The 21,768-nt window shown below is 69.3% G+C and carries 23 protein-coding genes; 14 read left to right on the top strand and 9 right to left on the bottom strand.

Annotated features, from left to right (window positions below; all coding sequences use genetic code 11):
* Positions 1-10 precede the first annotated feature (10 nt).
* The 5 genes from MHZ35_RS14740 to MHZ35_RS14720 all read left to right on the top strand — a co-directional run bounded on the left by MHZ35_RS14740 (position 11) and on the right by MHZ35_RS14720 (position 3,628).
* Positions 11-577 carry a TMEM165/GDT1 family protein gene (locus tag MHZ35_RS14740; RefSeq protein WP_239436328.1) on the top strand — a complete coding sequence of 189 codons (567 nt, stop codon included), beginning with the start codon at positions 11-13 and terminating at the stop codon, positions 575-577.
* An 83-nt stretch (positions 578-660) separates the two neighbouring features.
* Positions 661-1,158 (top strand): Dps family protein, encoded by a 498-nt coding sequence (locus MHZ35_RS14735; protein ID WP_239436327.1) that lies wholly within the window; start codon positions 661-663, stop codon positions 1,156-1,158.
* Between the two features lie 72 nt (positions 1,159-1,230).
* The gene (locus MHZ35_RS14730; RefSeq protein WP_239436326.1) at positions 1,231-1,416 is read left to right on the top strand and encodes a DUF1328 family protein; all 186 of its coding nucleotides are present in this window, start codon (positions 1,231-1,233) and stop codon (positions 1,414-1,416) included.
* A 52-nt stretch (positions 1,417-1,468) separates the two neighbouring features.
* Positions 1,469-1,939 (top strand): DUF6265 family protein, encoded by a 471-nt coding sequence (locus MHZ35_RS14725; protein ID WP_239436325.1) that lies wholly within the window; start codon positions 1,469-1,471, stop codon positions 1,937-1,939.
* A gap of 72 nt (positions 1,940-2,011) precedes the next feature.
* Positions 2,012-3,628 (top strand): cisplatin damage response ATP-dependent DNA ligase, encoded by a 1,617-nt coding sequence (locus MHZ35_RS14720; protein ID WP_239436324.1) that lies wholly within the window; start codon positions 2,012-2,014, stop codon positions 3,626-3,628.
* A gap of 10 nt (positions 3,629-3,638) precedes the next feature.
* Here MHZ35_RS14720 and MHZ35_RS14715 read toward each other — a convergent pair whose 3' ends face one another.
* Both MHZ35_RS14715 and MHZ35_RS18115 read right to left on the bottom strand, forming a co-directional pair.
* Positions 3,639-4,490, bottom strand: a complete 852-nt coding sequence (locus tag MHZ35_RS14715; RefSeq protein ID WP_239436323.1) for a glutaminyl-peptide cyclotransferase — start codon at positions 4,488-4,490, stop codon at positions 3,639-3,641.
* Between the two features lie 6 nt (positions 4,491-4,496).
* Complete coding sequence (locus tag MHZ35_RS18115) at positions 4,497-5,312, bottom strand: cold-shock protein (protein WP_274616008.1); 816 nt, start codon at positions 5,310-5,312, stop codon at positions 4,497-4,499.
* 375 nt (positions 5,313-5,687) lie between these two features.
* Here MHZ35_RS18115 and MHZ35_RS14700 point away from each other — a divergent pair, with 375 nt between their 5' ends.
* The 6 genes from MHZ35_RS14700 (at position 5,688) to MHZ35_RS14675 (ending at position 11,412) form a co-directional block, all read left to right on the top strand.
* Positions 5,688-6,308 (top strand): ribonuclease D, encoded by a 621-nt coding sequence (locus MHZ35_RS14700; RefSeq protein WP_239436322.1) that lies wholly within the window; start codon positions 5,688-5,690, stop codon positions 6,306-6,308.
* An 8-nt stretch (positions 6,309-6,316) separates the two neighbouring features.
* A complete protein-coding gene (gene lptC / locus MHZ35_RS14695; protein ID WP_239436321.1) occupies positions 6,317-6,955 on the top strand; it encodes an LPS export ABC transporter periplasmic protein LptC in 639 nt (212 codons plus the stop codon).
* 5 nt (positions 6,956-6,960) lie between these two features.
* A complete protein-coding gene (locus MHZ35_RS14690) occupies positions 6,961-7,503 on the top strand; it encodes an LptA/OstA family protein (RefSeq protein WP_239436320.1) in 543 nt (180 codons plus the stop codon).
* A 135-nt stretch (positions 7,504-7,638) separates the two neighbouring features.
* Positions 7,639-8,421 (top strand): LPS export ABC transporter ATP-binding protein, encoded by a 783-nt coding sequence (gene lptB, locus MHZ35_RS14685; protein ID WP_125959099.1) that lies wholly within the window; start codon positions 7,639-7,641, stop codon positions 8,419-8,421.
* Positions 8,422-8,498: 77 nt separating this feature from the next.
* Positions 8,499-9,998: an RNA polymerase factor sigma-54 gene (rpoN, locus tag MHZ35_RS14680; protein ID WP_239436319.1), complete on the top strand. Its 1,500-nt coding sequence runs from the start codon at positions 8,499-8,501 to the stop codon at positions 9,996-9,998.
* A 61-nt stretch (positions 9,999-10,059) separates the two neighbouring features.
* Positions 10,060-11,412 carry a chloride channel protein gene (locus MHZ35_RS14675; RefSeq protein WP_239436318.1) on the top strand — a complete coding sequence of 451 codons (1,353 nt, stop codon included), beginning with the start codon at positions 10,060-10,062 and terminating at the stop codon, positions 11,410-11,412.
* Here the strand turns inward: MHZ35_RS14675 and MHZ35_RS14670 are convergent.
* The gene (locus MHZ35_RS14670) at positions 11,391-12,389 is read right to left on the bottom strand and encodes a ligase-associated DNA damage response exonuclease (RefSeq protein WP_239436317.1); all 999 of its coding nucleotides are present in this window, start codon (positions 12,387-12,389) and stop codon (positions 11,391-11,393) included. The two genes, MHZ35_RS14675 and MHZ35_RS14670, sit on opposite strands and share 22 nt — an antisense overlap.
* A gap of 106 nt (positions 12,390-12,495) precedes the next feature.
* Here MHZ35_RS14670 and MHZ35_RS14665 point away from each other — a divergent pair, with 106 nt between their 5' ends.
* From MHZ35_RS14665 to pdeM, 3 genes are all read left to right on the top strand, one after another.
* Positions 12,496-12,681 (top strand): hypothetical protein, encoded by a 186-nt coding sequence (locus MHZ35_RS14665; protein WP_239436316.1) that lies wholly within the window; start codon positions 12,496-12,498, stop codon positions 12,679-12,681.
* Between the two features lie 77 nt (positions 12,682-12,758).
* A complete protein-coding gene (locus MHZ35_RS14660) occupies positions 12,759-15,146 on the top strand; it encodes a ligase-associated DNA damage response DEXH box helicase (RefSeq protein WP_446741059.1) in 2,388 nt (795 codons plus the stop codon).
* Between the two features lie 211 nt (positions 15,147-15,357).
* On the top strand, positions 15,358-16,020 hold the full coding sequence (pdeM, locus tag MHZ35_RS14655) for a ligase-associated DNA damage response endonuclease PdeM (RefSeq protein ID WP_239436315.1): 663 nt from the start codon (positions 15,358-15,360) through the stop codon (positions 16,018-16,020).
* A 3-nt stretch (positions 16,021-16,023) separates the two neighbouring features.
* On the opposite strand, the gene MHZ35_RS14650 is transcribed toward pdeM, so the two are convergent.
* The 6 genes from MHZ35_RS14650 to MHZ35_RS14625 form a co-directional block, all read right to left on the bottom strand.
* Positions 16,024-16,716: a head GIN domain-containing protein gene (locus MHZ35_RS14650; RefSeq protein WP_239436314.1), complete on the bottom strand. Its 693-nt coding sequence runs from the start codon at positions 16,714-16,716 to the stop codon at positions 16,024-16,026.
* A gap of 49 nt (positions 16,717-16,765) precedes the next feature.
* Entirely contained in the window at positions 16,766-17,392 is a 627-nt protein-coding gene (locus MHZ35_RS14645) for a head GIN domain-containing protein (protein WP_239436313.1), read from the bottom strand.
* A gap of 194 nt (positions 17,393-17,586) precedes the next feature.
* Positions 17,587-18,120 carry a CarD family transcriptional regulator gene (locus tag MHZ35_RS14640; protein WP_125959091.1) on the bottom strand — a complete coding sequence of 178 codons (534 nt, stop codon included), beginning with the start codon at positions 18,118-18,120 and terminating at the stop codon, positions 17,587-17,589.
* Positions 18,121-18,369: 249 nt separating this feature from the next.
* Positions 18,370-18,711: a ferredoxin FdxA gene (gene fdxA, locus MHZ35_RS14635; RefSeq protein WP_125959090.1), complete on the bottom strand. Its 342-nt coding sequence runs from the start codon at positions 18,709-18,711 to the stop codon at positions 18,370-18,372.
* A gap of 36 nt (positions 18,712-18,747) precedes the next feature.
* Positions 18,748-19,038: an RNA-binding S4 domain-containing protein gene (locus tag MHZ35_RS14630; RefSeq protein WP_239436343.1), complete on the bottom strand. Its 291-nt coding sequence runs from the start codon at positions 19,036-19,038 to the stop codon at positions 18,748-18,750.
* A 25-nt stretch (positions 19,039-19,063) separates the two neighbouring features.
* Positions 19,064-21,571, bottom strand: coding sequence for a helicase-related protein (locus tag MHZ35_RS14625; protein ID WP_239436342.1), 2,508 nt, complete (start codon positions 21,569-21,571; stop codon positions 19,064-19,066).
* Positions 21,572-21,768: the final 197 nt, after the last annotated feature.

Below are 21,768 nucleotides of genomic sequence, written 5' to 3'. Positions count from 1 at the left end.
CGGGCTGCGGATGGAGATACTGGTTCCTGCCTTTGTCGCGGTGCTGCTCGCGCAGCTCTTCGACCCACCGGCACGCCTCGCGGCGGTGCTCGCGGACCGCTTCGGGAAGGCGGGCGTTACCGCCGGACTGATCCTCGCCCATGCGGCCGGCTTCCTCGCAGCAACGGCCGGAGGCGCGCTGATCGCGCCGGGAATGAGCCCCAACGCCCGGACGCTGCTCCTCGCCCTCGCCCTGGTGTTCGCAGGTGCGGGCGGTCTGGCCCGGACGAAACTCGCCGATCGACTGACGAACTGGCGCATCGGAAGCGTCGCAACCGCATTCCTTGGGATCTTCATCCTCGCGTTCGGGGACCGCAGCCAGTTTCTGGCCCTTGCCCTTGCCGCCTGGAGCGGGAGTCCCGTGCTGGCGGCGATCGGGAGCACGGTCGCGGGGGGTGCGGTCGGCGCGATCGCGGCGACGGTCGGAGAGCGCGCCTGGTGCCGCTGGCCCGGGCGGCGGGCGGCCGGCCTCGGGGTATCGGCGCTGCTGGTGGTGGCCGGCGCGGTGCTCGCCGTGCGGGCGTTGCGCCTCAGCTAGAGAAGCTCTTTGCCTTTGCCCTTGAACGGGAGCGATTCAGGGCAAAGTTCGTTGCCGTAGCGAATCATCACCTGGAGGACTCCATGGCCGACACCAACCCGGCGCTCGACACGCCCACCGACCTGAACAGCAACAAGGTCCGCTCCGTCGCGGACGCGCTGAACGGCACCCTCGCGGACTGTTTCGCGCTGTATCTGAAGACCAAGAACTTCCACTGGCACGTCTCGGGCCCGCACTTTCGCGACTATCACCTGATGCTCGACGATCAGGCCACCCAGATCCTCGCGATCACCGACATCATTGCTGAGCGGGTGCGCAAGACGGGCGGCACCACCCTGCGCTCGATCGGCGACATCGCGCGCCGCCAGCAACTCACCGACGACGATCGCGACTTCGTGGCGCCGGGCGAGATGCTGACGATCCTGCGCGACGACAATCTGAAGCTGATCGAATCGATGCGTGCCGCGCGCGAAGCGGCCGAGACCGCGGGCGACACCGCCACCAGCAGCCTGGCCGACGAGTGGATCGACCAGGCCGAGGAGCGCGCCTGGTTCCTGTTCGAGGCCGGCCGTAGGAGCTGAGCCGTTCGGGGCGGTCGAGGGAACGATCGGCTGCCCCGCTCGATTGACCCGCGGGGCTAGTGGAGAACTGCCATGCTGCGTTGGGCCATTATCTTTCTGATCGCGGGACTGGTGCTCGGGGTGCTGGGCTTCGGTGGGATCGGCGGCGCGTTCGTCGACATCGCCAAGATCCTGTTCTTCATCGCCATCGCGATCTTCGTCGTGCTGCTCGTGCTGGGGCTGCTCGCCGGCCGCGGCATCAAGAATGCGATAGACTAGCGGTTCGGCGCGACTATCCTTCCCGTCGGCTGGGCTGGCGGGGAGAGTCGCTGTGTCGCTGACGAGCATGGTTGCGGGGCTGCTGCTGGCGCTCGCCGGCGAGTCGCAGACGCGAAGCGCGACCCCTGGCGCTCCGCCGCCGCAGGCGCAGATCGCGGACCTGTCCTGGCTGACCGGGCAATGGCACGGCGAGGGCTATGGAGGACCGGCGACTGAGGTCTACTCGGCGCCGCAGGCCGGTGGCATCGCCGGCCACTTCCTGCAGGAAGACGGCAAGGGCGGGGTGCTCTTCTATGAGCTGCTGCAGATCGTGCCGCGTGGCCGATCGCTGGTTTATCGCCTCCGCCACTTCAATGCCGATCTGACCGGGTGGGAAGACGCCAAGGGCGGCAAGGCGGTGGAGTTCCCGCTGATCGCGGTGGAGGGCAATCGCTTCCTTCGACGGACTGACTTTGGTTCGCGAAGGGCCGGACGCGCTCACCGTGTGGGTGCGGATCGCCGAGGACGGCGCACCGGCGCGTGATGTACCGTTCCGCTATCGACGCGTGCGCTGAGGCCCACGCAACCAAGCGTGCCGCCGGCGGGTTGATCGGGCATGCGTGCGTTCGCCGACCTGCTCGACCGGTTGATCTATACCCGGTCGCGCAATGCCAAGCTCCGCCTGATCGGCGATTATCTGCGGACCACGCCGGACCCCGACCGCGGCTGGGCGATCGCGGCGCTGACCGGTGACCTCGACCTTCCGGCGGTGAAGCCTGCCATCATCCGGCAGATGATCGAGACGCGGGTGGACCCGGTGCTGTTCGGGATGAGCCGCGACTTCGTCGGCGACACGGCCGAAACGGTCGCGCTGCTGTGGCCGGAACCACCTGCCGGCTCACCCGCTGCGCGTGAGGCGGAGCCGCTATCGCTGGCGCAGGTGGTGGACACGCTGGGCGCCCTGTCCCGAAGCGACGCGCCTGCCGTCCTCGCCGCGATGCTCGACCAGCTCGATTCGGATGAGCGTTTCGCCTTGCTCAAGCTTGCGACCGGTGGGCTCCGTGCAGGCGTGTCGGCGCGGCTCGCGAAGATGGCGCTCGCGCAAGCCTTCGGCCTCGACGTCGAGGCGGTGGAGGAGGTGTGGCACGGCCTCGCGCCGCCCTACGCGCCGCTGTTCGCCTGGGCCGAGGGGCAGGCGCCGCAGCCTGACAGCGCGAACCTACCGGTGTTCCGCCCGTTCATGCTCGCCCACCCACTGGAGGACGGCCGCGTCGATCTCGCGGACTATGCCGCGGAGTGGAAGTGGGACGGAATCCGGGTGCAGCTGGTGCATGCCGGTGGCGAGACCCGGCTCTACAGTCGCGCCGGGGACGACATCACCGCCAGCTTCCCGGAGGTCGCGGCCGCCTATGCAACTCCTGGGGTGCTCGACGGCGAACTGCTGGTGAAGGGCGAGGCACAAGGCCATGCGCTGGGCGACGCGGAAGGCGCGGCCAGCTTCAATGCGCTCCAGCAGCGACTGGGGCGCAAGACGGTGTCGAAGCGGATGCTGGCCGACTTTCCCGCCTTTGTCCGCCTTTATGACATCCTGTTCGACGGCTCCCGCGATCTGCGATCGCTTCCCTGGAGCGAGCGGCGCGCGGGCCTAGAGCAATTCGCCGCCAACCTCGATCCGGAGCGGTTCGACGTCTCCCGCCTGATCGAAGCGCCGGACTTCTCGGCGCTGGAGGCGATTCGGGAGGGCGCACGCGACGCCGCGATCGAGGGCGTGATGCTCAAGCGGCGCGACAGCCCCTATGTCGCCGGGCGCCGGGTGGGTCTCTGGTACAAGTGGAAGCGCGATCCCCTCACCGCCGACTGCGTGATGATGTATGCCCAGCGTGGCAACGGAAAGCGCTCGTCCTTCTACTCGGATTACACCTTCGGATGCTGGACCGGTGACCCGGCCGAAGGGGGCGAACTGCTGCCGGTCGGCAAGGCCTATTCGGGGTTCACCGACGAGGAGCTGAAGTGGCTCGATCGGTTCGTGCGCACCAACACCGTCCAGCGCTTTGGCCCCGTCCGCGAGGTCGAAAAGACGCTGGTGCTGGAGGTCGCGTTCGATTCGATTCACGCGTCACGCCGCCACAAGTCCGGGCTGGCGATGCGCTTCCCCCGCATTGCCCGGATCCGGCGCGACAAGCCGGCCGCGGAGGCAGACCGGATCGAGACCCTGCTCCGAATGGCCACCTAAGGAGGCCCCGCTAAGGCGCTGGATCGAGCGCGATCTCGAACAAGGTCGGCCAGAGCTTGCCGGTCACGAACAGCCGGCGCTTCACCGGGTCCCAGGCGATGCCGTTCGGAACCGCCTCCGGATCGGTTGCGGCGACCTCTGCCGCGAGCGCCGCCAAGTCCATCAGGCCGGTCACCGCCCCGTTGGCCGGATCGATGCGGACCAGATAGTTGCGATGCCACACATTGGCGAAGATCGCGCCGTCGATCACCTCGAGCTCGTTGAGGTTGCGCACAGGGCGGCCATTCGCGGTGACCGTCAGTTCGCGTTGGACCGCAAAGCTCTTCGGATCCCGAAAGCGCAGGGTCGCCGAGCCGTCGGACTGAATCAGCGCCTTCCCGTCGCTTGCCAGGCCCCAGCCTTCGCCCGTGTAGCGGAAACTGCCGGTGCGCTTGAGCGTCTTTGTGTCCCAGCGATGCGCGAGGCCCGTCTTCCAGGTAAGGCTGACGAGGCTATTCTCCCACAGCGCCAGTCCTTCGCCGAACTGATCGTCAGGCAGCACCGCGCGGGCGAGCACCTGGCCATCCTCCAGCCGCACGCGCCGGACTTCCGAGCGACCTTCCAGCCCGATGCTCTCGAACAGGGCGCCACCGTGCCACAGCAGGCCTTCGGTAAAGGCGCCGGGATCATGGGGATAGCGCGCGACGATGCGCGCGGTGATCGGATAAACGGGTGCCGGAGACGGTGCAGTCGCCGGAGGGGCGACCTGCCCGGTCGCGGCAACGGGGGCAGGGGCGCCCGAAACCAGCGTCGCCGCGACGGCAAGGACCATCGCGGCGACATGGTTGCGGAACCGCCTGGCCGACGTGCGGCCGGACGGCATCCGGAATCAGCCCTTGGGCTGGAGGTTCACCGCGGCGTACTTGCCGCGCCGATCCACCTCGAGCTCGAACTCGAGCTTGTCGCCCTCGTTCAGCGTGGGCATGCCCGCGCGCTCGACGGCCGAGATGTGCACGAACGCGTCCGGCTGGCCGTCGTCGCGCTGGATGAAGCCGAAGCCCTTCATTGCGTTGAAGAACTTGACCGTGCCCGACGCACGCTCGCCGGTCAGCTGGCGCTGCGGGCCGCCCATGCCGCCGCCACGCGGAGCGGCATCACGGTCGCGCGGTGCACCGCCGCCACCTTCGGTGACCGGCATCGGCTCGCCGTCGATCTTCAGCTCGGTGGCCGAGACGCGGCCGCCGCGATCCACCAGGGTGAAGCCGAGCGGCTGACCCTCGGCCAGACCGGTGAGGCCCGCCTGCTCGACTGCCGAGATGTGCACGAACACGTCCTCGCCGCCATCGTCACGGACGATGAAGCCGAAGCCCTTCTGGCCGTTGAAGAACTTCACGACGCCCGTGGCTTCGCCGACGACCTGCGGGGGCATGCCGCGGCCACCGCCACCGCCGCCGCCACGGAAGCCGCCGCCGCCGCCACCACCGCCGAAGCGATCGCCGCCGCCGCCGAAGCCGCCGCCACCGCCGAAGCGATCGCCGCCGCCGAAGCCGCCGCCACCGCCGAAGCGATCGCCGCCGCCGCCGAAGCCGCCGCCACCGCCGAAGCCGCGGTCGCTGTAGCCACCGTAGCTCTCGTCACCAAAACTGTCGCGCTTGTCCTTGCCGCGCCCGCCGCGATCCCCGCGGCGCCCTCGATCGAAACTCATTGCCCTGTTCGTCTTCCCGGCTCGCCCAAATCACCATCAGAACCCAAGCGCCGGACGAATGACGCAAGTCTCTGGGCGCACAGGCAGATGCGCCACGACGCCACCATAGCCGAAACGCGTGTAGCCGGAAATGTTTTCGACAATTTTACGGCAGGTAACGCGCGATCGCGCCACAACCGTGGCGGAGACGGCACAGCTTCGGCTTTTTTTGCAACATCCGGAGCCGATGGAGGGGCGTGCATGGCGACCCTGTCCTGCAAGCGTGCCGGTCTCAGGTGATTCGCGGCGCCACAGCGCCGACTCGGAAGAGCGCGACGCCCCAGGGAGTTCGGCCGGGCCATTGAGCCCGCTCCCCGAAGCGTCTAGGCGTTCGGCATGGCTGTTTACCTGCACGAAGAAGATCTGCCCGCCGACCTGTTCGCACCGGGCGCCGACCTTGCCGTCGATACCGAGACCATGGGCTTGCACACCCACCGAGACCGGCTCTGCGTCGTGCAGATCTCGGACGGGCGCGGCGACGAGCACCTCGTCCGCTTTTCGCCCGGCAGCGACTATGCCGCGCCGAACCTGCGTGCCGTCCTGGGCGATCCGGATCGCGTCAAGCTCTACCACTTCGCCCGCTTCGATCTCGCGGCGATCCGCCACTATCTCGAAACCGTGGCCGCGCCGGTCTATTGCACCAAGACCGCCTCGCGCCTGGTGCGGACCTACACCGATCGCCATGGCCTGAAGGAACTGGTGCGCGAACTGCTCGGCCAGGAAATCTCCAAGGCGCAGCAGTCGTCGGACTGGGGCGCTCCGGTGCTGAGCGACGCGCAGAAGGAATATGCCGCGTCCGACGTGCGCTATCTCCACGCGATGCGCGAGGAGCTCGACCGCCGCCTCGCCCGTGAGGGGCGGAGCGCCCTTGCCAAGGCCTGTTTCGATTTCCTGCCGCACCGGGCCGCTCTGGACCTAGCCGGGTGGCCGGAAGTCGACATCTTCGCGCACATGTAAGCGACACGATGTCGGAGATCGCCCGCCGCGAACGAACGCAGCGCCAGCATTGGGCGCTCCCCGGAAGTCGCCACGACCGGCTGATCCGCCTGTCGCTGGTCGCGCTGCCGGTGGCGATCGGCGTGCTGGCGGCCTTCCTGGTGCTCGCCCCCCTGTTCATGCGCGGCGACGTCAGCTTCGTGCTCGACAAGAACAAGGTGGAAGTCGCCAAGGAGCGGCTGCGCATCCAGGCGGCACGCTACACGGGGGCCGACGCCAAGGGGCAGCCTTTCGCGCTGACCGCGGGGTCTGCGGTGCAGAAGAGCTCGTCCGAACCGATCGTCCAGCTCGACAAGCTTGCCGCCGAAATCCAGCTAAAGGACGGTCCGGCAAGGTTGAACGCCAACCACGGACGCTACGATCTGGATGCCGAGCAAGTCGCCATCGACGGGCCGATCGCCTTTCGCGCAGCCGACGGATACCGGCTCGACACCCGCGATGCGACCGTGGACCTGAAGACGCGCAAGCTGCGCAGCGGCGGCGCGGCGGACGGTACCACGCCGCTCGGTACCTTCAGCGGCGACCGGCTTTCGGCCGACCTGGAGGCGCGCACCGTGCGCCTCGACGGCAATGCCCGCTTGCGCATCCAGCCCGGGCGAACGAAGTAGGCGCTATGATACGTGTTCCGCACCTTCTGCTCGTCGCCGCGCCCCTCGGGCTGCTCGCCGCGCACGCTGCCTTCGGGCAGGTACGCCACGACTCGAACGCGCCGATCGATTTCAGCGCCCAGTCGATCGAGCTGCAGGATCGCGCCAATCGCGCGATCCTGACCGGTGGCGTGACGATCCGACAGGCGACGATGACGCTGACCGCGGACCGCGTGACGGTGAACTACACCGGCCAGGTCGCTTCGGGGTCGCCGCAGGCGTCGCGGCTCGACGCGGCGGGCGGAGTCACGGTGACGCGCCCGGACCAGACCGCCAAGTCCAACTACGCCGTCTATGACGTCAACCGGCGCGTGGTGACGATGATCGGCAACGTCTCGCTGACGCAGGGCACCAACCGGCTCAACGGCGGGCGGCTCTCGATCGATCTCGACACCGGGCGTGCGACGATCGACGGCTCGGGCGTGGCGAGCAGCACGGCACCGGGAGGCGGCGTGACGCAGCAAGGCGGACGGGTGAGCGGTCGCTTCTCCGTGCCCAAGCGCAACTGACGCACCGTCCGGCGGACCAGGGGGCGCCGAGCGACGGTACCCCCTTTCCCTCCGGGCGCGAATCATGCACGAATCTTGCCAGCTGCATGCGCGTTTCGAGGCGATGACCTTCGACGCGCCAGCACGGAGCCCCAGATGGACGATGTGACCACCCTAGCCAGCCCGACCACGGCACCCCATGCGGAGCCGACGATGGCGCACGGCCTGTCGGTGGTGTCGATCGCCAAGTCCTACGACAAGCGGGTGGTGCTGTCCGACGTCTCCATGTCGGTCGGCCGCGGGGAGGTCGTGGGGCTGCTCGGTCCCAATGGCGCGGGCAAGACGACCAGCTTCTACTCGGTCATGGGCCTGGTGAAGCCGGACGCCGGGCGCATCATGCTCGACGGCGACGACATCACCAGCCTGCCGATGTACCGCCGCGCGATTCTGGGGCTCGGCTATCTGCCGCAGGAAACCTCGATCTTCCGCGGTCTAACCGTCGAGAAGAACATCCTTGCAGTGCTGGAGCTTGCCGAGCCGGATCCCAAGGCACGCGGCCAACGGCTCGACCAGTTGCTCGACGAGTTCGGCCTCACGCGCCTGCGGGATGCACCGGCGATGGCGTTGTCCGGCGGCGAGCGGCGGCGCGCTGAGATCGCGCGTGCGCTGGCGGCCGATCCCTCGATCATGTTGCTCGACGAGCCGTTCGCGGGCATCGACCCGATCTCGATCGCCGACATCCGCGATCTGGTCGGCCAGCTCAAGCAGCGGGGGATCGGCGTGCTGATCACCGATCATAACGTCCGCGAAACGCTCGACATCGTCGACCGGGCGTACATCATCTACGATGGCCGGGTGCTGTTCACCGGCTCGCCCGAAGAACTGGTGGCCGACGCCAACGTCCGCCGCCTGTACCTGGGCGAAAGCTTCTCGCTCTGACCCATGGCACGCGCCGGTCGCCTCCCGCAGCGCGAAGGGCACCGGCACGCTGAAGGCGTCTGCGGGAGGCGCGGCTGATGTCGCTCGGCCCGCGCCTCGATCTCCGCCAGTCACAGTCGCTGGTGATGACGCCGCAGCTCCAGCAGGCGATCCGCCTGCTCGCGCTGTCGAACCTGGAGATCGAAGGCGTCATTGCCGAGGAGATCGAGCGCAACCCCCTGCTCGAGTCGGGCGGCAGCGACGATTCGGGTGGCGAGGATTTGCCGCCGGGCGACACGCCTCTCGTGCGCGACGAGCCCGCGGGCGCCGACGAACTGGTGCTGATGGTAGAGGCGAGCGGAGAGGCGCTCGACATCGACTTGGCGGCCGATGCGTTCATCGACGACGGCCCCGGCGACGCCATCGGGGGGCTGGACGGCGGCCTGAGCTCCAGCGGGGCCGGCGCGGCCGCGCTGCCCGAAGACGGCCTGGACTTCGATGGGCTGGAGGCGGACGGGCCCTCGCTTGCCGACCACCTTCTCGCGCAGGCGGGTGCGGTGCTTTCGGGGCCGGCCCTGTTCGTGGCGCAGCAACTGATCGATCAGATCGACGAATGCGGCTATCTCACCGGCTCGTTGCTCGACGTCGCCAACCGGCTGGGCGTGCCGCTGGCGGAGATCGAGGCGGTGCTCGCCACGATCCAGACGTTCGATCCCACCGGTGTGGGCGCGCGCAGCCTCGCCGAATGCCTCGCGCTCCAGGCGAAGGAGGCGGATCGCTACGATCCCTGCATGGCCCGATTGATCGACAATCTGGATCTGGTCGCCCGCGGCGCGCTGCCGCAACTGCGCCGGCTCTGCGAAGTCGATGACGAGGATCTGGGCGACATGATCCGCGAACTGCGCGGCTATGATCCGAAGCCCGGCTGCCGGTTCGGCGGAGAACGTGCGCCCGCGGTGGTCCCCGATCTCTTCGTGGCCCCGCGGGGGGCCGGCTGGGCCGTGGAGATCAACGGGGCCACGCTGCCACGGCTGCTCGTCAATCGCGCCTATTATGTCGAGCTTTCGGGCGGGCGACAGGACAAGACCTCCCGCGCTTGGCTTTCCGAATGCCTCGCCAGCGCCAACTGGCTGGTCAAGGCGCTCGACCAGCGGCAACGCACCATCATCAAGGTCGCCGCCGAGATCGTGAAGCAGCAGGAGGGCTTCTTCCGAAAGGGCGTCGCCCACCTGCGGCCGCTCACCTTGCGGCAGGTGGCCGAGGCGATCGAGATGCACGAATCGACGGTCAGCCGGGTCACGTCCAACAAATACCTCAGCTGCGCACGCGGGCTGTTCGAGCTGAAGTACTTCTTCACCTCCGCGATCCAGGCTGCCGACGGGGGCGAAGCGGTGTCGGCCGCAGCGGTCAAGAACGCGATCAAGACGCTCATTGCCGCCGAGGATCCGCGCAAGATCCTGTCCGACGACACGCTGGTCGAGCTGTTGAATGCCAAGGGCTTCGACATCGCCCGGCGCACGGTCGCCAAATACCGAGAGGCTTTGGGGATCGGCTCCTCGGTGCAGCGGCGCCGGCAAAAGGCGCTGCAAGGGACCTGATATCGGCTTCGGCCCGGGTTCGTGGTTCCCGCCGCGCCCGATTCGGCCCAAAGAGCGCGGCATGCCGTTTTTCTCAGACCGTGCGCGGCATCTGCTGCGCCTGCACGCGCAGCGGAATGCCTCCGATCAGTGGCCGATCCTGAAGCGGCGGGTCGCGACTGCTGCGGGCGCGGTCCTGCTAGGGCTGGTGGCGCTTGCCTTTGCCCGCGCGAGCGATCTCGCGCAGGAACTGTTCGGGCATGCGCTGGCGCGCTGGCCCTATGCGCCGCTGGTGGCGACGCCGCTCGCCTTTGCCGCGGTCGTATGGGCTACGCGGCGCTGGGCCAGGGACGCGCGCGGCTCCGGCATCCCCCAGGTGATCGCGGCCGGCAGGTCGGCGGACGAGCAGGCCGCGACGCGCCTCCTTTCGCTCGGCACCGCCGCCAAGAAGCTGGTGCTGACGGTCACCATGCTGTTGTTCGGGGCCTCGGTCGGTCGTGAGGGGCCGAGCGTCCAGGTGAGTGCGGCGATCATGGTCGCGTTGCATCGCCTGCTGCGCGTGCCGATCACTGCCGGCGTGCTGATCGCCGGTGGCGCGGCGGGCGTCGCCGCGGCGTTCAACACGCCGCTGGCCGGGGTCGCCTTTGCGATCGAGGAACTCGCCGCCGCCTATGAGCAACGGGTTGCCGTCCTGGTGATGGGGGCGGTGATGATCGCCGGCATGGTCAGCCTCGGGATCGCCGGCGACTATGTCTATTTCGGCGCGGTGGACCAGACGCTGAAGCTGCATCGCGTGCTGCTGCTGGCGCCGCTCGCCGGCCTGCTGGGGGGTGTCGCGGGCGGGCTGTTCACCCGCGTCGTGCTGGGGTTCAGCGACGGGCGAACCGGATGGGCCCGGGCGCTGAAGGCCCGGCCCGTGCTGTTCGCCGGCCTGTGCGGACTGGTCGTCGCGGTGCTGGGCGTCGGGACGGGCGGTGCCACCTGGGGGACCGGCTATGGCGCCACGCGCGCGCTGGTCGAGGGCGGCGAGGTGTCGGGCTGGTTCGGTCCCGCCAAGCTGATGGCGACACTCGCGACGACCTTGACCGGGGCGCCCGGCGGGATCTTTGCGCCGTCGCTTGCCATCGGCGCGGGCTTCGGGAACCTGCTGACGGCCCTCTTCCCCTATTCGCCGCCGGGCGCGGTGGTGGTGATCGGCATGGTCGCCTATTTCGTCGGCGTCGTGCGCGCGCCCTTCACCGCCGTCATCATCGTCAGCGAGACGACGGCGGCGCGCGGCCTGATCCTGCCGATGTTCGCCGCGGCGCTGATCGCCGACTGGGTAAGCGCGCGGGTCTGCCAGGAACGGCTGTACCACGGCCTCGCGCGTCCGTTCGTCGCCGAGACAGAGGGGCCGCCCCGGCCCGCCGGCGCTCAGTCGTCCTCGTCCTCATAGCCGACCAGGTCGAGCGCCCGTGCGCGGATCTGCCGCATGCTGCACCAATGGACCAGCGCGTCTTCGCGCCCATGCGTCACCCACACCTCCTGGGGAGCGATCTCCTCGATCGTACGGGTCAGCTCGTCCCAGTCGGCATGGTCGGAGAGGATCAACGGCAGCTCGACGTTGCGCTGCCGGGCGCGCTGCCGCACCCGCATCCAGCCCGAGGCCATGGCCGAGATCGGGTCCGGCAGGCGCCGGGACCAGCGGTCGTTGAGCGCCGAGGGTGGGGCGAGGATGATCCGCCCGGCGAGCTCCGCCTTGCTGGCGCCGGTGGCGGGGCGCAGCTCGCCGAGTTCCACGCCGTGCGCGACATAGAGATCGCATAATCGCTGAAGCGCGCCGTGGACGTAGATCGGATCGTCGAAGCCCATTGCGCGCGCCTCGGCGATCACGCGCTGCGCCTTGCCGAGCGCATAGGCGCCCACCAGCACGCACCGCTCCGGCTCCGCACGCAGCGCCGCGAGCAGCTTGTCGATCTCGTCGCGAGTCTCGGGATGGCGAAAAACCGGCAGTCCGAACGTCGCCTCCGTCACGAACACGTCGCAGGCGACCGGCTCGAACGGCGTGCAGGTCGGGTCGGGGCGGCGCTTATAGTCGCCCGACACCACCACCCGCTCGCCGCGATGCTCGAGCAGGATCTGCGCCGATCCCAGCACATGGCCTGCGGGGACATAGGACACCTGGATGCCGCCCAGCCGGACTGTCTCGCCATAGGCGACCGGGCGGCCGTTCTGGCTACCGTAGCGCGCGTCCATGATCGCCAGCGTCTCGGGTGTTGCCCACACCGTCTCGTGCCCGCCGCGGGCATGATCGGCGTGCCCATGGGTCACCAGCGCGCGCGGCACCGGCACAGACGGGTCGATCCAGGCATCGGCGTGGGGCAGGTAGATGCCCTGCGGCTTGGGTTCGATCCAGTCGGCAAGGCGCGGCATGGGGAGGCTAACGCACGAACTCCATTTCGGGCCGCATCGCCGCCCATGGATCGAAGCGCAGCCTCCTGTCGTTTAAAGCTGGTTCTTCAGGAGAGGAGGTCGAGCGATGGCGGACGAAGTCAGTCTGTGGGGCCTGTTGACGATCATCGGGCCGATCGTCCTGCTGGGCGTGATCATTTGGGCGGTGCTCAACAACCGCGTCTCGCGTCGTCGGCACCAGGAGAGCGAGCGCGCAACCGCCGATCTCTATGACGAGCAGGACCGGATCGACCGCGAAAAGCGCATGCGCTGAGCCGATCCCTTTTGTTGGACGTGCCGGATCGCCACATCGGCGACGTGGCCGCTGCGATTGCCGAACTTCCCGACTCGATCTCCCGCTGGTTTGCCGACCGTGGATGGTCGCCCCGCCGGCATCAGGCGGAAATGCTGGCGGCGGCAAGGGCCGGGCGCCACGCGCTGCTGGTCGCGCCCACCGGCGCGGGCAAGACGCTCGCGGGTTTCCTGCCCACGCTAGCCGAGCTCGCCGATGCCCCGGGCGAGGGGCTGCACACGCTCTACATCTCGCCGCTGAAGGCGCTGGCTGTCGACGTCCAGCGCAACCTGCTCAACCCCATTGCGGAGATGGGGCTCGACATCCGGGTCGAGACGCGAACCGGCGACACCCCTTCCGACCGCAAGGCGCGCCAGCGGGTGAAGCCACCGCACATCCTGCTGACCACGCCCGAATCGCTCAGCCTGCTCCTGTCCTATCCGGACGCAGATCGGCTGCTGGGCGGCCTCAAGACGATCGTGATCGATGAGGTACATGCTTTTGCCGCGGGCAAGCGGGGCGACCTGCTGGCGCTTTGCCTGGCGCGCCTCCAGCGGTTGAGCCCCGGCCTGCGGCGGGTGGCACTTTCCGCCACCGTCGCCGACCCGGACGACTATCGCGCCTGGCTCGCCCCCGACGGCGACATCGACGCCGTCACGCTCGTGCAGGGCGATCCCGGTGCCGATCCCCGCATCGAGATCCTGCTGCCGGAGGGGCGGATCCCCTGGTCCGGCCACTCCGGGCGCTATGCCGCGCCGCAGGTGATGGCGCAGATTGAGGCGCACGCCACCACCATCGTCTTCTGCAACACGCGAAGCCTCGCCGAGCTAATCTTCCAGGACCTGTGGAAGTCCAACGAGCGGAGTCTGCCGATCGGTGTCCATCATGGCAGCCTCGCGGTGGAGGCGCGGCGCAAGGTCGAGCAGGCGATGGCGGACGGGCGGCTGCGCGCGCTGGTTGCGACCGCCAGCCTCGATCTGGGCGTGGACTGGGGCAACGTCGACTGCGTGATCCAGATGGGAGCGCCCAAGGGCTCGTCGCGCCTGCTCCAGCGCATCGGCCGCGCGAACCACCGCCTGGACGAACCTTCCGAAGCCATCGTCGTGCCGGGCAACCGCTTCGAATATCTGGAGGCGCGCGCGGCACTGGATGCGGTGGAGGCGGGCGAGCTCGACACGGAGCTTTTCCGCCCGGGCGCGCTCGACGTGCTCGCCCAGCATCTGATGGCCTGTGCCTGTGCCGAACCCTTCGATGCTGCGGATATGCTGCAGGAGGTTCGCGCAGCATTGCCCTATTCCGCGCTCGATGCGGAGACGTTCGATCGCGTGCTCCACTACATTGCCGAGGGCGGTTACGCACTGCGTGCCTATGACCGGTTCAAGCGGCTGACCCAGGGGACGGACGGGCTCTGGCGCGTCAGCCATCCGTGCTTCGTGCAGCAGCATCGGCTGAACGCCGGCATCATCGTCGATGCGCCGACACTCGACGTGCGCTTCCGCAACGGCCGCAAGCTCGGCACGGTGGAGGAGTATTTCGCCTCCACCCTCTCGACTGGCGACACTTTCTTCTTTGCCGGCCTCAGCCTTGAGGTGGAGCGGATCGAGCTGACTGACCTAATCGTGCGCGCCTCCAGCCGACCCGCGCGTATCCCCACTTACGTGGGCACGCGCATGGCGCTCTCCACCAACCTTGCGCAGCGGGTACGAACCTTCCTCCACGACCGCGCACAATGGGCGCGCTTTCCGGACGACGTCCGCGAATGGCTGGAGATCCAGGGTCGGCGCTCGCGCCTGCCGGAGCCGGGGCAACTGCTGATCGAGACCTTCCCGCACGAGGGGAGGCACTACATGGTCGCCTACAGCTTCGAAGGCTGGAACGCGCACCAGTCGCTCGGCATGCTCATCACCCGCCGGATGGAGGCGCTTGGTCTAAAGCCGATCGGCTTCGTCTCCAACGACTATGCGCTCGCCTGCTATGGCCTGGAGCCGATCACCGATCCGGCGGCGCTCTTCTCGCCCGACATCCTGGAGCATGAGTTCGTCGAATGGGTGCAGGGCTCGAACCTGCTCAAGCGCGCCTTCCGGGAAGTGGCGGTCATCGGCGGCCTCGTCGAGCGCCAGCATCCCGGCAAGCGTAAGTCCGGCAAGCAGGTGACCTTCTCAACCGACCTCATCTACGACGTGCTGCGCAAGTACGAGCCCACCCACTTGTTGCTTCAGGCCGCGTGGGAGGATGCGCGCGCGCGGATGACCGACGTCGGCCGCCTGGCGACGCTACTGGAGACCGCGCAGGCGCGCATGCTGCACGTGACGCTGGAGCGGATCAGCCCGCTCGCCGTGCCGGTCATGGTGCTGATCGGCCGCGAGCATGTGCCGCAGGGAAGTGCCGACGACGCGCTGCTGACCGAGGCGGAGGCGATGGCCGCCGAGGCGATGCGGCTCGATTGAGGGGGCGTGCTTTCGGACCCGTCCTCCTTCTTCTCCGTTTGTTTCGAGTAGCCGTCGAGCTTGTCGAGACGGCGTATCGAGAAACGGGCAGCGGCTCTCTCGATACGGGCTCTCGACAGGCTCGATCCCTACTCGAGACAAACGGTATGGAGACGACGACCAGCCCTTGGAGGGGCTTGCCGTGCCCGTCCCCGCACGGCATAGCGGCGCCATGGTTCGCTTTTCGTTCGCGGGGCACGAGCTGGTCGCGCTGGCCGCGGGCGCGCTCTACTGGCCGGCGCGCGAGGCGCTGCTGGTTGCCGATCTCCACTTCGAGAAGGCGAGCTGGTTTGCGCAGTTCGGCCAGATGCTGCCGCCCTATGACACGCTCGCGACGCTGGACGCGCTGGAGGCGGTGGTCGCGCGGGTGAACCCTGCCGAGCTCTGGTGCCTGGGCGACAGCTTCCACGATCCCAAGGGCTGTGCGCGCCTGCCGGAAGCGGCGCAGGAGCGGCTGCGGGCACTGACCTCCGGCTGCCGCTGGACTTGGATCACCGGCAACCATGACGTCGGTTTCACAGCCTCGTGCGGCGGCGCGGTGCTGGAGGAAGCGGTGGTGGACGGGCTGGTGCTGCGGCATGAGGCCGATCCTGGCGAGACCCGGCCCGAGTTGTCGGGGCACTTCCACCCCAAGCTGCGGGTAACCGTACGGGGCCGGACGATCGCGCGGCGCTGCTTCGTCGCGACGCCGAGCAAGCTGGTGCTGCCCGCGTTCGGCTCACTGACCGGCGGGCTGGAGCCGCATCACCCTGAGATCGTGCGGGCCGTGGGCCGGGGTGCGGAAGCGCTGGTGGCGTTGGAGGATCGGCTTTTGCGGTTTCCGGTCGCTGCCTGAGGGTCAGGGGCGGGCGCCACACTGCACGGCGGACGTGCCGCGCACCTGACACTTGGCGCTGCCCACTACCTCGACGGTGCCGACGCCATTTGCCGTGACGATGGCGGTGAGGGCAGCGCGGAACCGGGCGGTACCCGCGCCGTCGCTGCGCACCATCAGGTCGCGGGTATCGAGCGCGGCTGCGTCGAGACTGCCCGAGCCCGACGCCACGAACCGCGCCTGTCGTGCCGTGCCGGCCAGGGAGAGCGTCCCGTTTCCGGTCAGGGTGCCCAGCAGTTGTTCGGCCGCCACGCTCGCGATCGACAGCGTGCCGGTCCCGTTCAACACCACTTCCGATCGGGTGCCGGCGAGGCGGTCGACCGTCACGCGTCCGCCGCCGGTGAGCGTCACCGCCTGCAACGGCGCCGTTGTCCGCACGCGGATGGTCACCGGCCGCTGCGGCACGGCGAAGCCGTCTTGCGTGGTGCCGGTGGGGCGGATGGACAGCACGCCCGCTTCCACCTGGACGGCGACCCGCTCCGCCGAGGCGCGGTCGCCGTGCAGTTCGGCGCCCGTGCGCCCGCCGGTGACCACTTCCACGGCATAGGAGCCGCTGACGCGCAGCCGGTCGAAGCGCGTGAGCATCACCGTGCGGACAGGCGGCTCCGGGCTCTCCGACGCCGCCGTCAGCGCCAGAAGGATCGGCAGCAACAGCATGGCGCGAGCATCGCACCGCGGCTGCCGCGATGGCAAGCCGCCGTGGATGTCAGGACGCGCAGCGGATCGAGCCGGAGCCCGCCAGCGTGCTGGTGCACAGCGCCATGTCGCCGAGGTCCACGGTGCCCGACCCGTCGAGCGCCACACGGGCAGGGCCTGCGACGCTGGCCTGGACCGCGCCCGATCCCTGCAGGATGACCGAGGCTTCTTCGGCACGAAGCTGCGGCGCGGCGATGTCTCCCGAACCCTTCAGCTCGGCCGACAAGGTGTCGACGGCGCCCGCGGCCGCGATCGTGCCGGAGCCGGTGTTCGCGAGCCGCGCGGTGCGGCCGCCGAGCATGCCGATGGTGAGGTCGGCCGATCCCGAGACGCTGCCGGAGAAGTCGTCGGCGCGATCCAGCGTCACCGCGCCCGATCCGGTGGCGGAGGCGGCGCGGATCTCCGGCATCTGCACGGTGATGCTGCCGGCGCTGCGCAGCGGCCACTCCCAGCTCTGCCGGGACTTGCGCCCGATCCGGAGCGTGCCGCCCTCGCTCTTCACGAGGAGCTGGTCGAGCACCGCGGGCTCGCCACGAGCCTCGACCGCGAAGTCGCCGCCGGTGCGGATCTCGACGGTATCGGGACCTTCCAGGGAGATGGCGGTGAAGTCGCGAGCAGCGAAGCTGCGTTGTGCCATACCGGCGGACTGATGATCGGACTCACCGCTGCCGGAGCAGGCGGCGAGGGAGAGGCAGGCCAACGTGCCTAGCGTACGCATAACAACCCTTTTCGTGGCTCACGCCGAAGACCCCGCCGCGGGCGCAAAGCCGTAAAGAAAAAGGGCGGCCGTGGGGCCGCCCTCGTTCGGGTGCTTGAGGAAAGTCCGCAGCCTCAGGCGGCGGTCTTCTCCTTGTTGTAGATCGCGGCCGACGCCCGCAGGATGTCGAGGATCTTGTCGAGTGCCTTGGGCTCCTCGACCTCTTCCATCGCCGCCAGTTCGCGGGCGAGACGGCTCGCCGCCGCCTCGAAGATCTGCCGCTCGGAATAGCTCTGCTCGGGCTGGTCGTCGGCGCGGAACAGGTCGCGGACCACCTCGGCGATCGACACCAGGTCGCCCGAGTTGATCTTGGCCTCATACTCCTGGGCGCGGCGCGACCACATGGTGCGCTTGACCTTGGGCTTGCCCTTCAGCGTGTCCAGCGCCTCGCGCAGCGTCTTGTCCGACGACAGCTTGCGCATGCCGACGCTCTCGGCCTTGTTGGTCGGCACGCGGAGCGTCATGCGCTCCTTTTCGAAGCGGAGCACATACAGCTCGAGCTGCATGCCCGCGATTTCCTGCTTCTGAAGCTCGATGACACGGCCAACGCCATGCTTGGGGTAAACGACATAATCGCCGACATCAAAGGACAGCGCCTTGGCAGCCATTGGTAGCCTTTCGTGACCGGTTCGCCCCAGAGTCGCGCCTGGACGGGGAGGGGCTCAGGCCGATCCGCGTCGGGCTGGGGCTTTTCTTTAGGGTGCGTCTCCACGCGGCGGGCAACGAAATGCCGCCGTCGCGCAACTATATAGCGCGTCCGGAGCAAAAATGCCAGCGGCGAGTTGCAGTTCCCGCGAAAACGGGCCGGAAATCCGCGCTTTTTTCCGCGTACGGGGCCGCGTACGGGCCCTGCCGGGTCAGTCGCCCTTGCCGGGTTCGGGGGAGAAGAACTGCTCGTACTTGTTCTCGACGCCCTTCATCGCGTCTGCGTCCGGCGGCGTCTGGTCGAGCTTGCGCGTGACGTTGGGCCATTGGGCCGAGAAGGTGTTGTTGAGCTCCAGCCACTGTTCCAGCCCGGACTCGGTGTCGGGCAGGATTGCCTCGGCCGGGCATTCCGGCTCGCACACGCCGCAGTCGATGCACTCGGACGGATTGATGACGAGCATGTTCTCGCCCTCGTAGAAGCAATCCACCGGACAGACCTCGACGCAGTCCATGTACTTGCAGCGGATGCAGGCGTCGGTGACGACGTAGGTCATTGGGGAAAAGGCTCCAGGGGTTCGAACGGGGACGCGTTATGCGGGCTGTCCCGCCCCGTCAACGGGCTCGGTCCGGGCGGGTTCCAGCAACTGGTAGCTCTCCGCTGCTTCTGCGGGCGGTCCGCGCCGCCTGGGAAGCGCGAGCACGCGCAGCACCAGCACCTGCCCGTTGCGGGGAAAGGCGACCACGACGCCCGGCCGCACGGGGCAATGCGCGCGGTCGATGCGACGGCCGTCGATACGCAGCAACCCGCCCCCGGCGAGGCTCTGGGCGGCGCTGCGGGTCTTCACCAGCCGGGCGAACCACAGGAAGCGGTCGAGCCGCATCGATTCGGCGCCATGCGGGGTCGGATCAGCCACGTGAAAGGTCCAGGCCAGCCAGCGCGGCAAAGGCATTGCCCGGACGCGGTGCCGCCGGCGTGCGCGGCGCCGGCGCGCGCGGACGGCCGCGCCAGGCCCAACGGGGCTGCTCGCCCTCCGGCTTGGCGCTGCGGAAGCCCAGGCGCGCCATCAGCTTGGCGATGGTCTCCGGCTGCAAGCCGATCGAGGTCGCGAGCGCCGGGTCCGGGGCGAACGGCTTGTGCCCCTCGCGCGCGTCGTGCGCGGCACGCGCGATGCGTTCGACGAGATCGACGCGCACGGCCTGACCGCCCAGCCGGCGGAAGCCCCAGGCGCGGGTGTCGCCCGGCAGGACGGTGGCCCCGGCGGGGGGCAGGGGCTCGATCGGGCGACCGTCGCGCGCCGCCAGCAGCGCCGCCCGCCAGCGCGCGGGGGCGGGGCGGAACAGGCGCGCGTCGAACAGGTCGAGCGTGCCGACCGTCACGCCGGCCTGGCGCAGCCGGCGGCGATCCTCCGGCGCGAGCACGTCCAACGCGGGATCGGCGGTTTCGCGCGGGCTGATGCCGCCGACCTCTGTGAGGGCCGCGGCGACCGCACGCAGGGGTGCGCTGGCGTTTGGGTCGCGCGACAGTGCGGCGAGCCGGGCGAGGACCGGCGCGCGGCGGGCGATCTCCGCCCCCACCCATGCGACGATCCGCTCGCGCACCGCCGTCTGGCCGGCGCGGTCGAGGCAGTCGAGGCTGCGGTCGAGCCTCACCGCCGGGCGATCGAGCGTGGGCCCGCTCGCAAGCGTGGCGACAGGGATGCCGTTCCAGCGGATACCGGGTCGTTCGCCGGGTTCGGCATCGAGCACGAACGCATCGTCCGTCGCACCGGCGAGCGCGGCACCGCGGCGGCGGAGCTCGCCTGCCAAGCCCTTTTCGGCGGCGGAGATCAGCAGCCGCTTGTCAGCGACGCGCGCGTCGGGCGCGACATGGAAGCGGAAGCCTTCGAGGCGCCCGAGCACATGCGCGTCAACGCTGACCTCGCCATCCTCGCCAACCTCGACCGGCAGGTTGCTGGCATCCGCGCCGATGCGGCGCAGCAGCACGGTGGTGCGCTGGTCGACGAAGCGCTGGCGCAGGCGGTCGTGGAGCGCGTCCGACAGCCGCTCCTCGATCGCGCGGGTGCGGTCGGCCCAATGCGCCGGCTCGGCGAGCCAGTCGGCGCGATGGGCAATATAGGCCCAGCTGCGCGCCGCCGCGATGCGGCCGGCGATCGTCTCGACATCGCCGCCGACATTGTCGAGGCGGGCGATCTCGTCGGCGAACCACTGGTGGGGCAGGTGGCCCTTGCCCTCGCTCAGATGCTGGAAGATGCGGCCGACGAAGCGGGCGTGCGGGTCGGCGCCGAGCTTGCGGAAATCGGGCAGGCCGCAGGCCGCCCACAGCCGCGCGACCATCGCGGGGTGGCGCGTGCGGGCGCGCACCCAATCCTCCTCCGCGAGCCGCTTGAGCACGGCCAGGTCGATCGCCTGGGGCGCGGCGCGCAGTGCGGGGTGGCTGGGCTTGCGCTCCAGGCTTTCGATCAGCGCGTCGATGCTGGCATAGCTGGGGCTGCCCTCGCGCCAGTAGAGCTGTTCGAGCGGCGGGATGACGTGCCCCTCGATCGCCAGCACTTCCTCCGGCGTAAAGGCGCTCGGCCCTTCCTCGACCAGCCCGCCGAAGGTGCCGTCGCGCTGGTGGCGCCCGGCGCGCCCGGCGATCTGCGCCATTTCCGAGATGGTGAGGCGACGCTGGCGGCGGCCGTCGAACTTGCGCAGCGAGGCGAAGGCGACGTGCGCCACGTCCATGTTGAGGCCCATGCCGATCGCATCGGTCGCGACCAGATAGTCGACCTCGCCCGACTGGAACATCTGCACCTGGGCGTTGCGGGTGCGCGGGGAGAGAGCGCCCATCACGACGGCGGCGCCGCCGCGCATGCGGCGGATCGTCTCGGCGACGGCGTAGACCTCCTCCGCCGAGAAGGCCACGATCGCGCAGCGTCGGGGCAGGCGGGAGAGCTTGCGCGCGCCGGCATAGGAGAGGGTGGAAAAGCGCGGGCGGTTGATGATCTCCGCATCGGGCACCAGCGCGCGCACCATCGGGCGCAGCGCTTCGGAGCCCAGGATCATCGTCTCCTCGCGCCCGCGGGCGCGCAGCAGCCGGTCGGTGAAGACATGGCCGCGCTCCGGATCGGCGCCGAGCTGCGCCTCGTCCAGCGCCACGAAGGCGACCTCGCGGTCGAGCGGCATGCTTTCGGCGGTGCACAGGAACCAGCGCGCGCCGGGGGGCACGATGCGCTCCTCGCCGGTGATGAGCGCCACCTGGTGCGCGCCCTTGATCGCCACCACCCGGTCATAGACCTCGCGCGCGAGCAGGCGCAGCGGGAAGCCGATCATGCCCGAGGCATGGCCGCACATCCGCTCGATCGCGAGGTGGGTCTTGCCGGTGTTGGTGGGCCCCAGCACGGCGGTGAGCGGGCTACGCGCGAACTGGCTCATATCACCGCGAAACATCGGGCGTGGCGTCGCGAAGTGCAAGGGCGCAGAAGGACTTGGCGGCTTCTGCTGCGCAGCATGGCGCGTTCGCGGGTGCGGAAGGTTAGTCGAAAGTTAGTCCAAGAACGCAGCCGTCGCGATCTTTTGGAGAGCGGCGGTAGGAGGGGGGGCGGGGGCAGGGGTGACCATCGTTCCTGTCT

Origin of the sequence: Sphingomonas sp. ACRSK, from assembly GCF_022346685.1 — a bacterium.
GTDB classification, from domain to species: Bacteria; Pseudomonadota; Alphaproteobacteria; order Sphingomonadales; family Sphingomonadaceae; genus Sphingomonas; species Sphingomonas molluscorum.
Note: the sequence above shows the minus strand (reverse complement) of the source record. Positions and strands in the feature narration are given on the sequence as shown.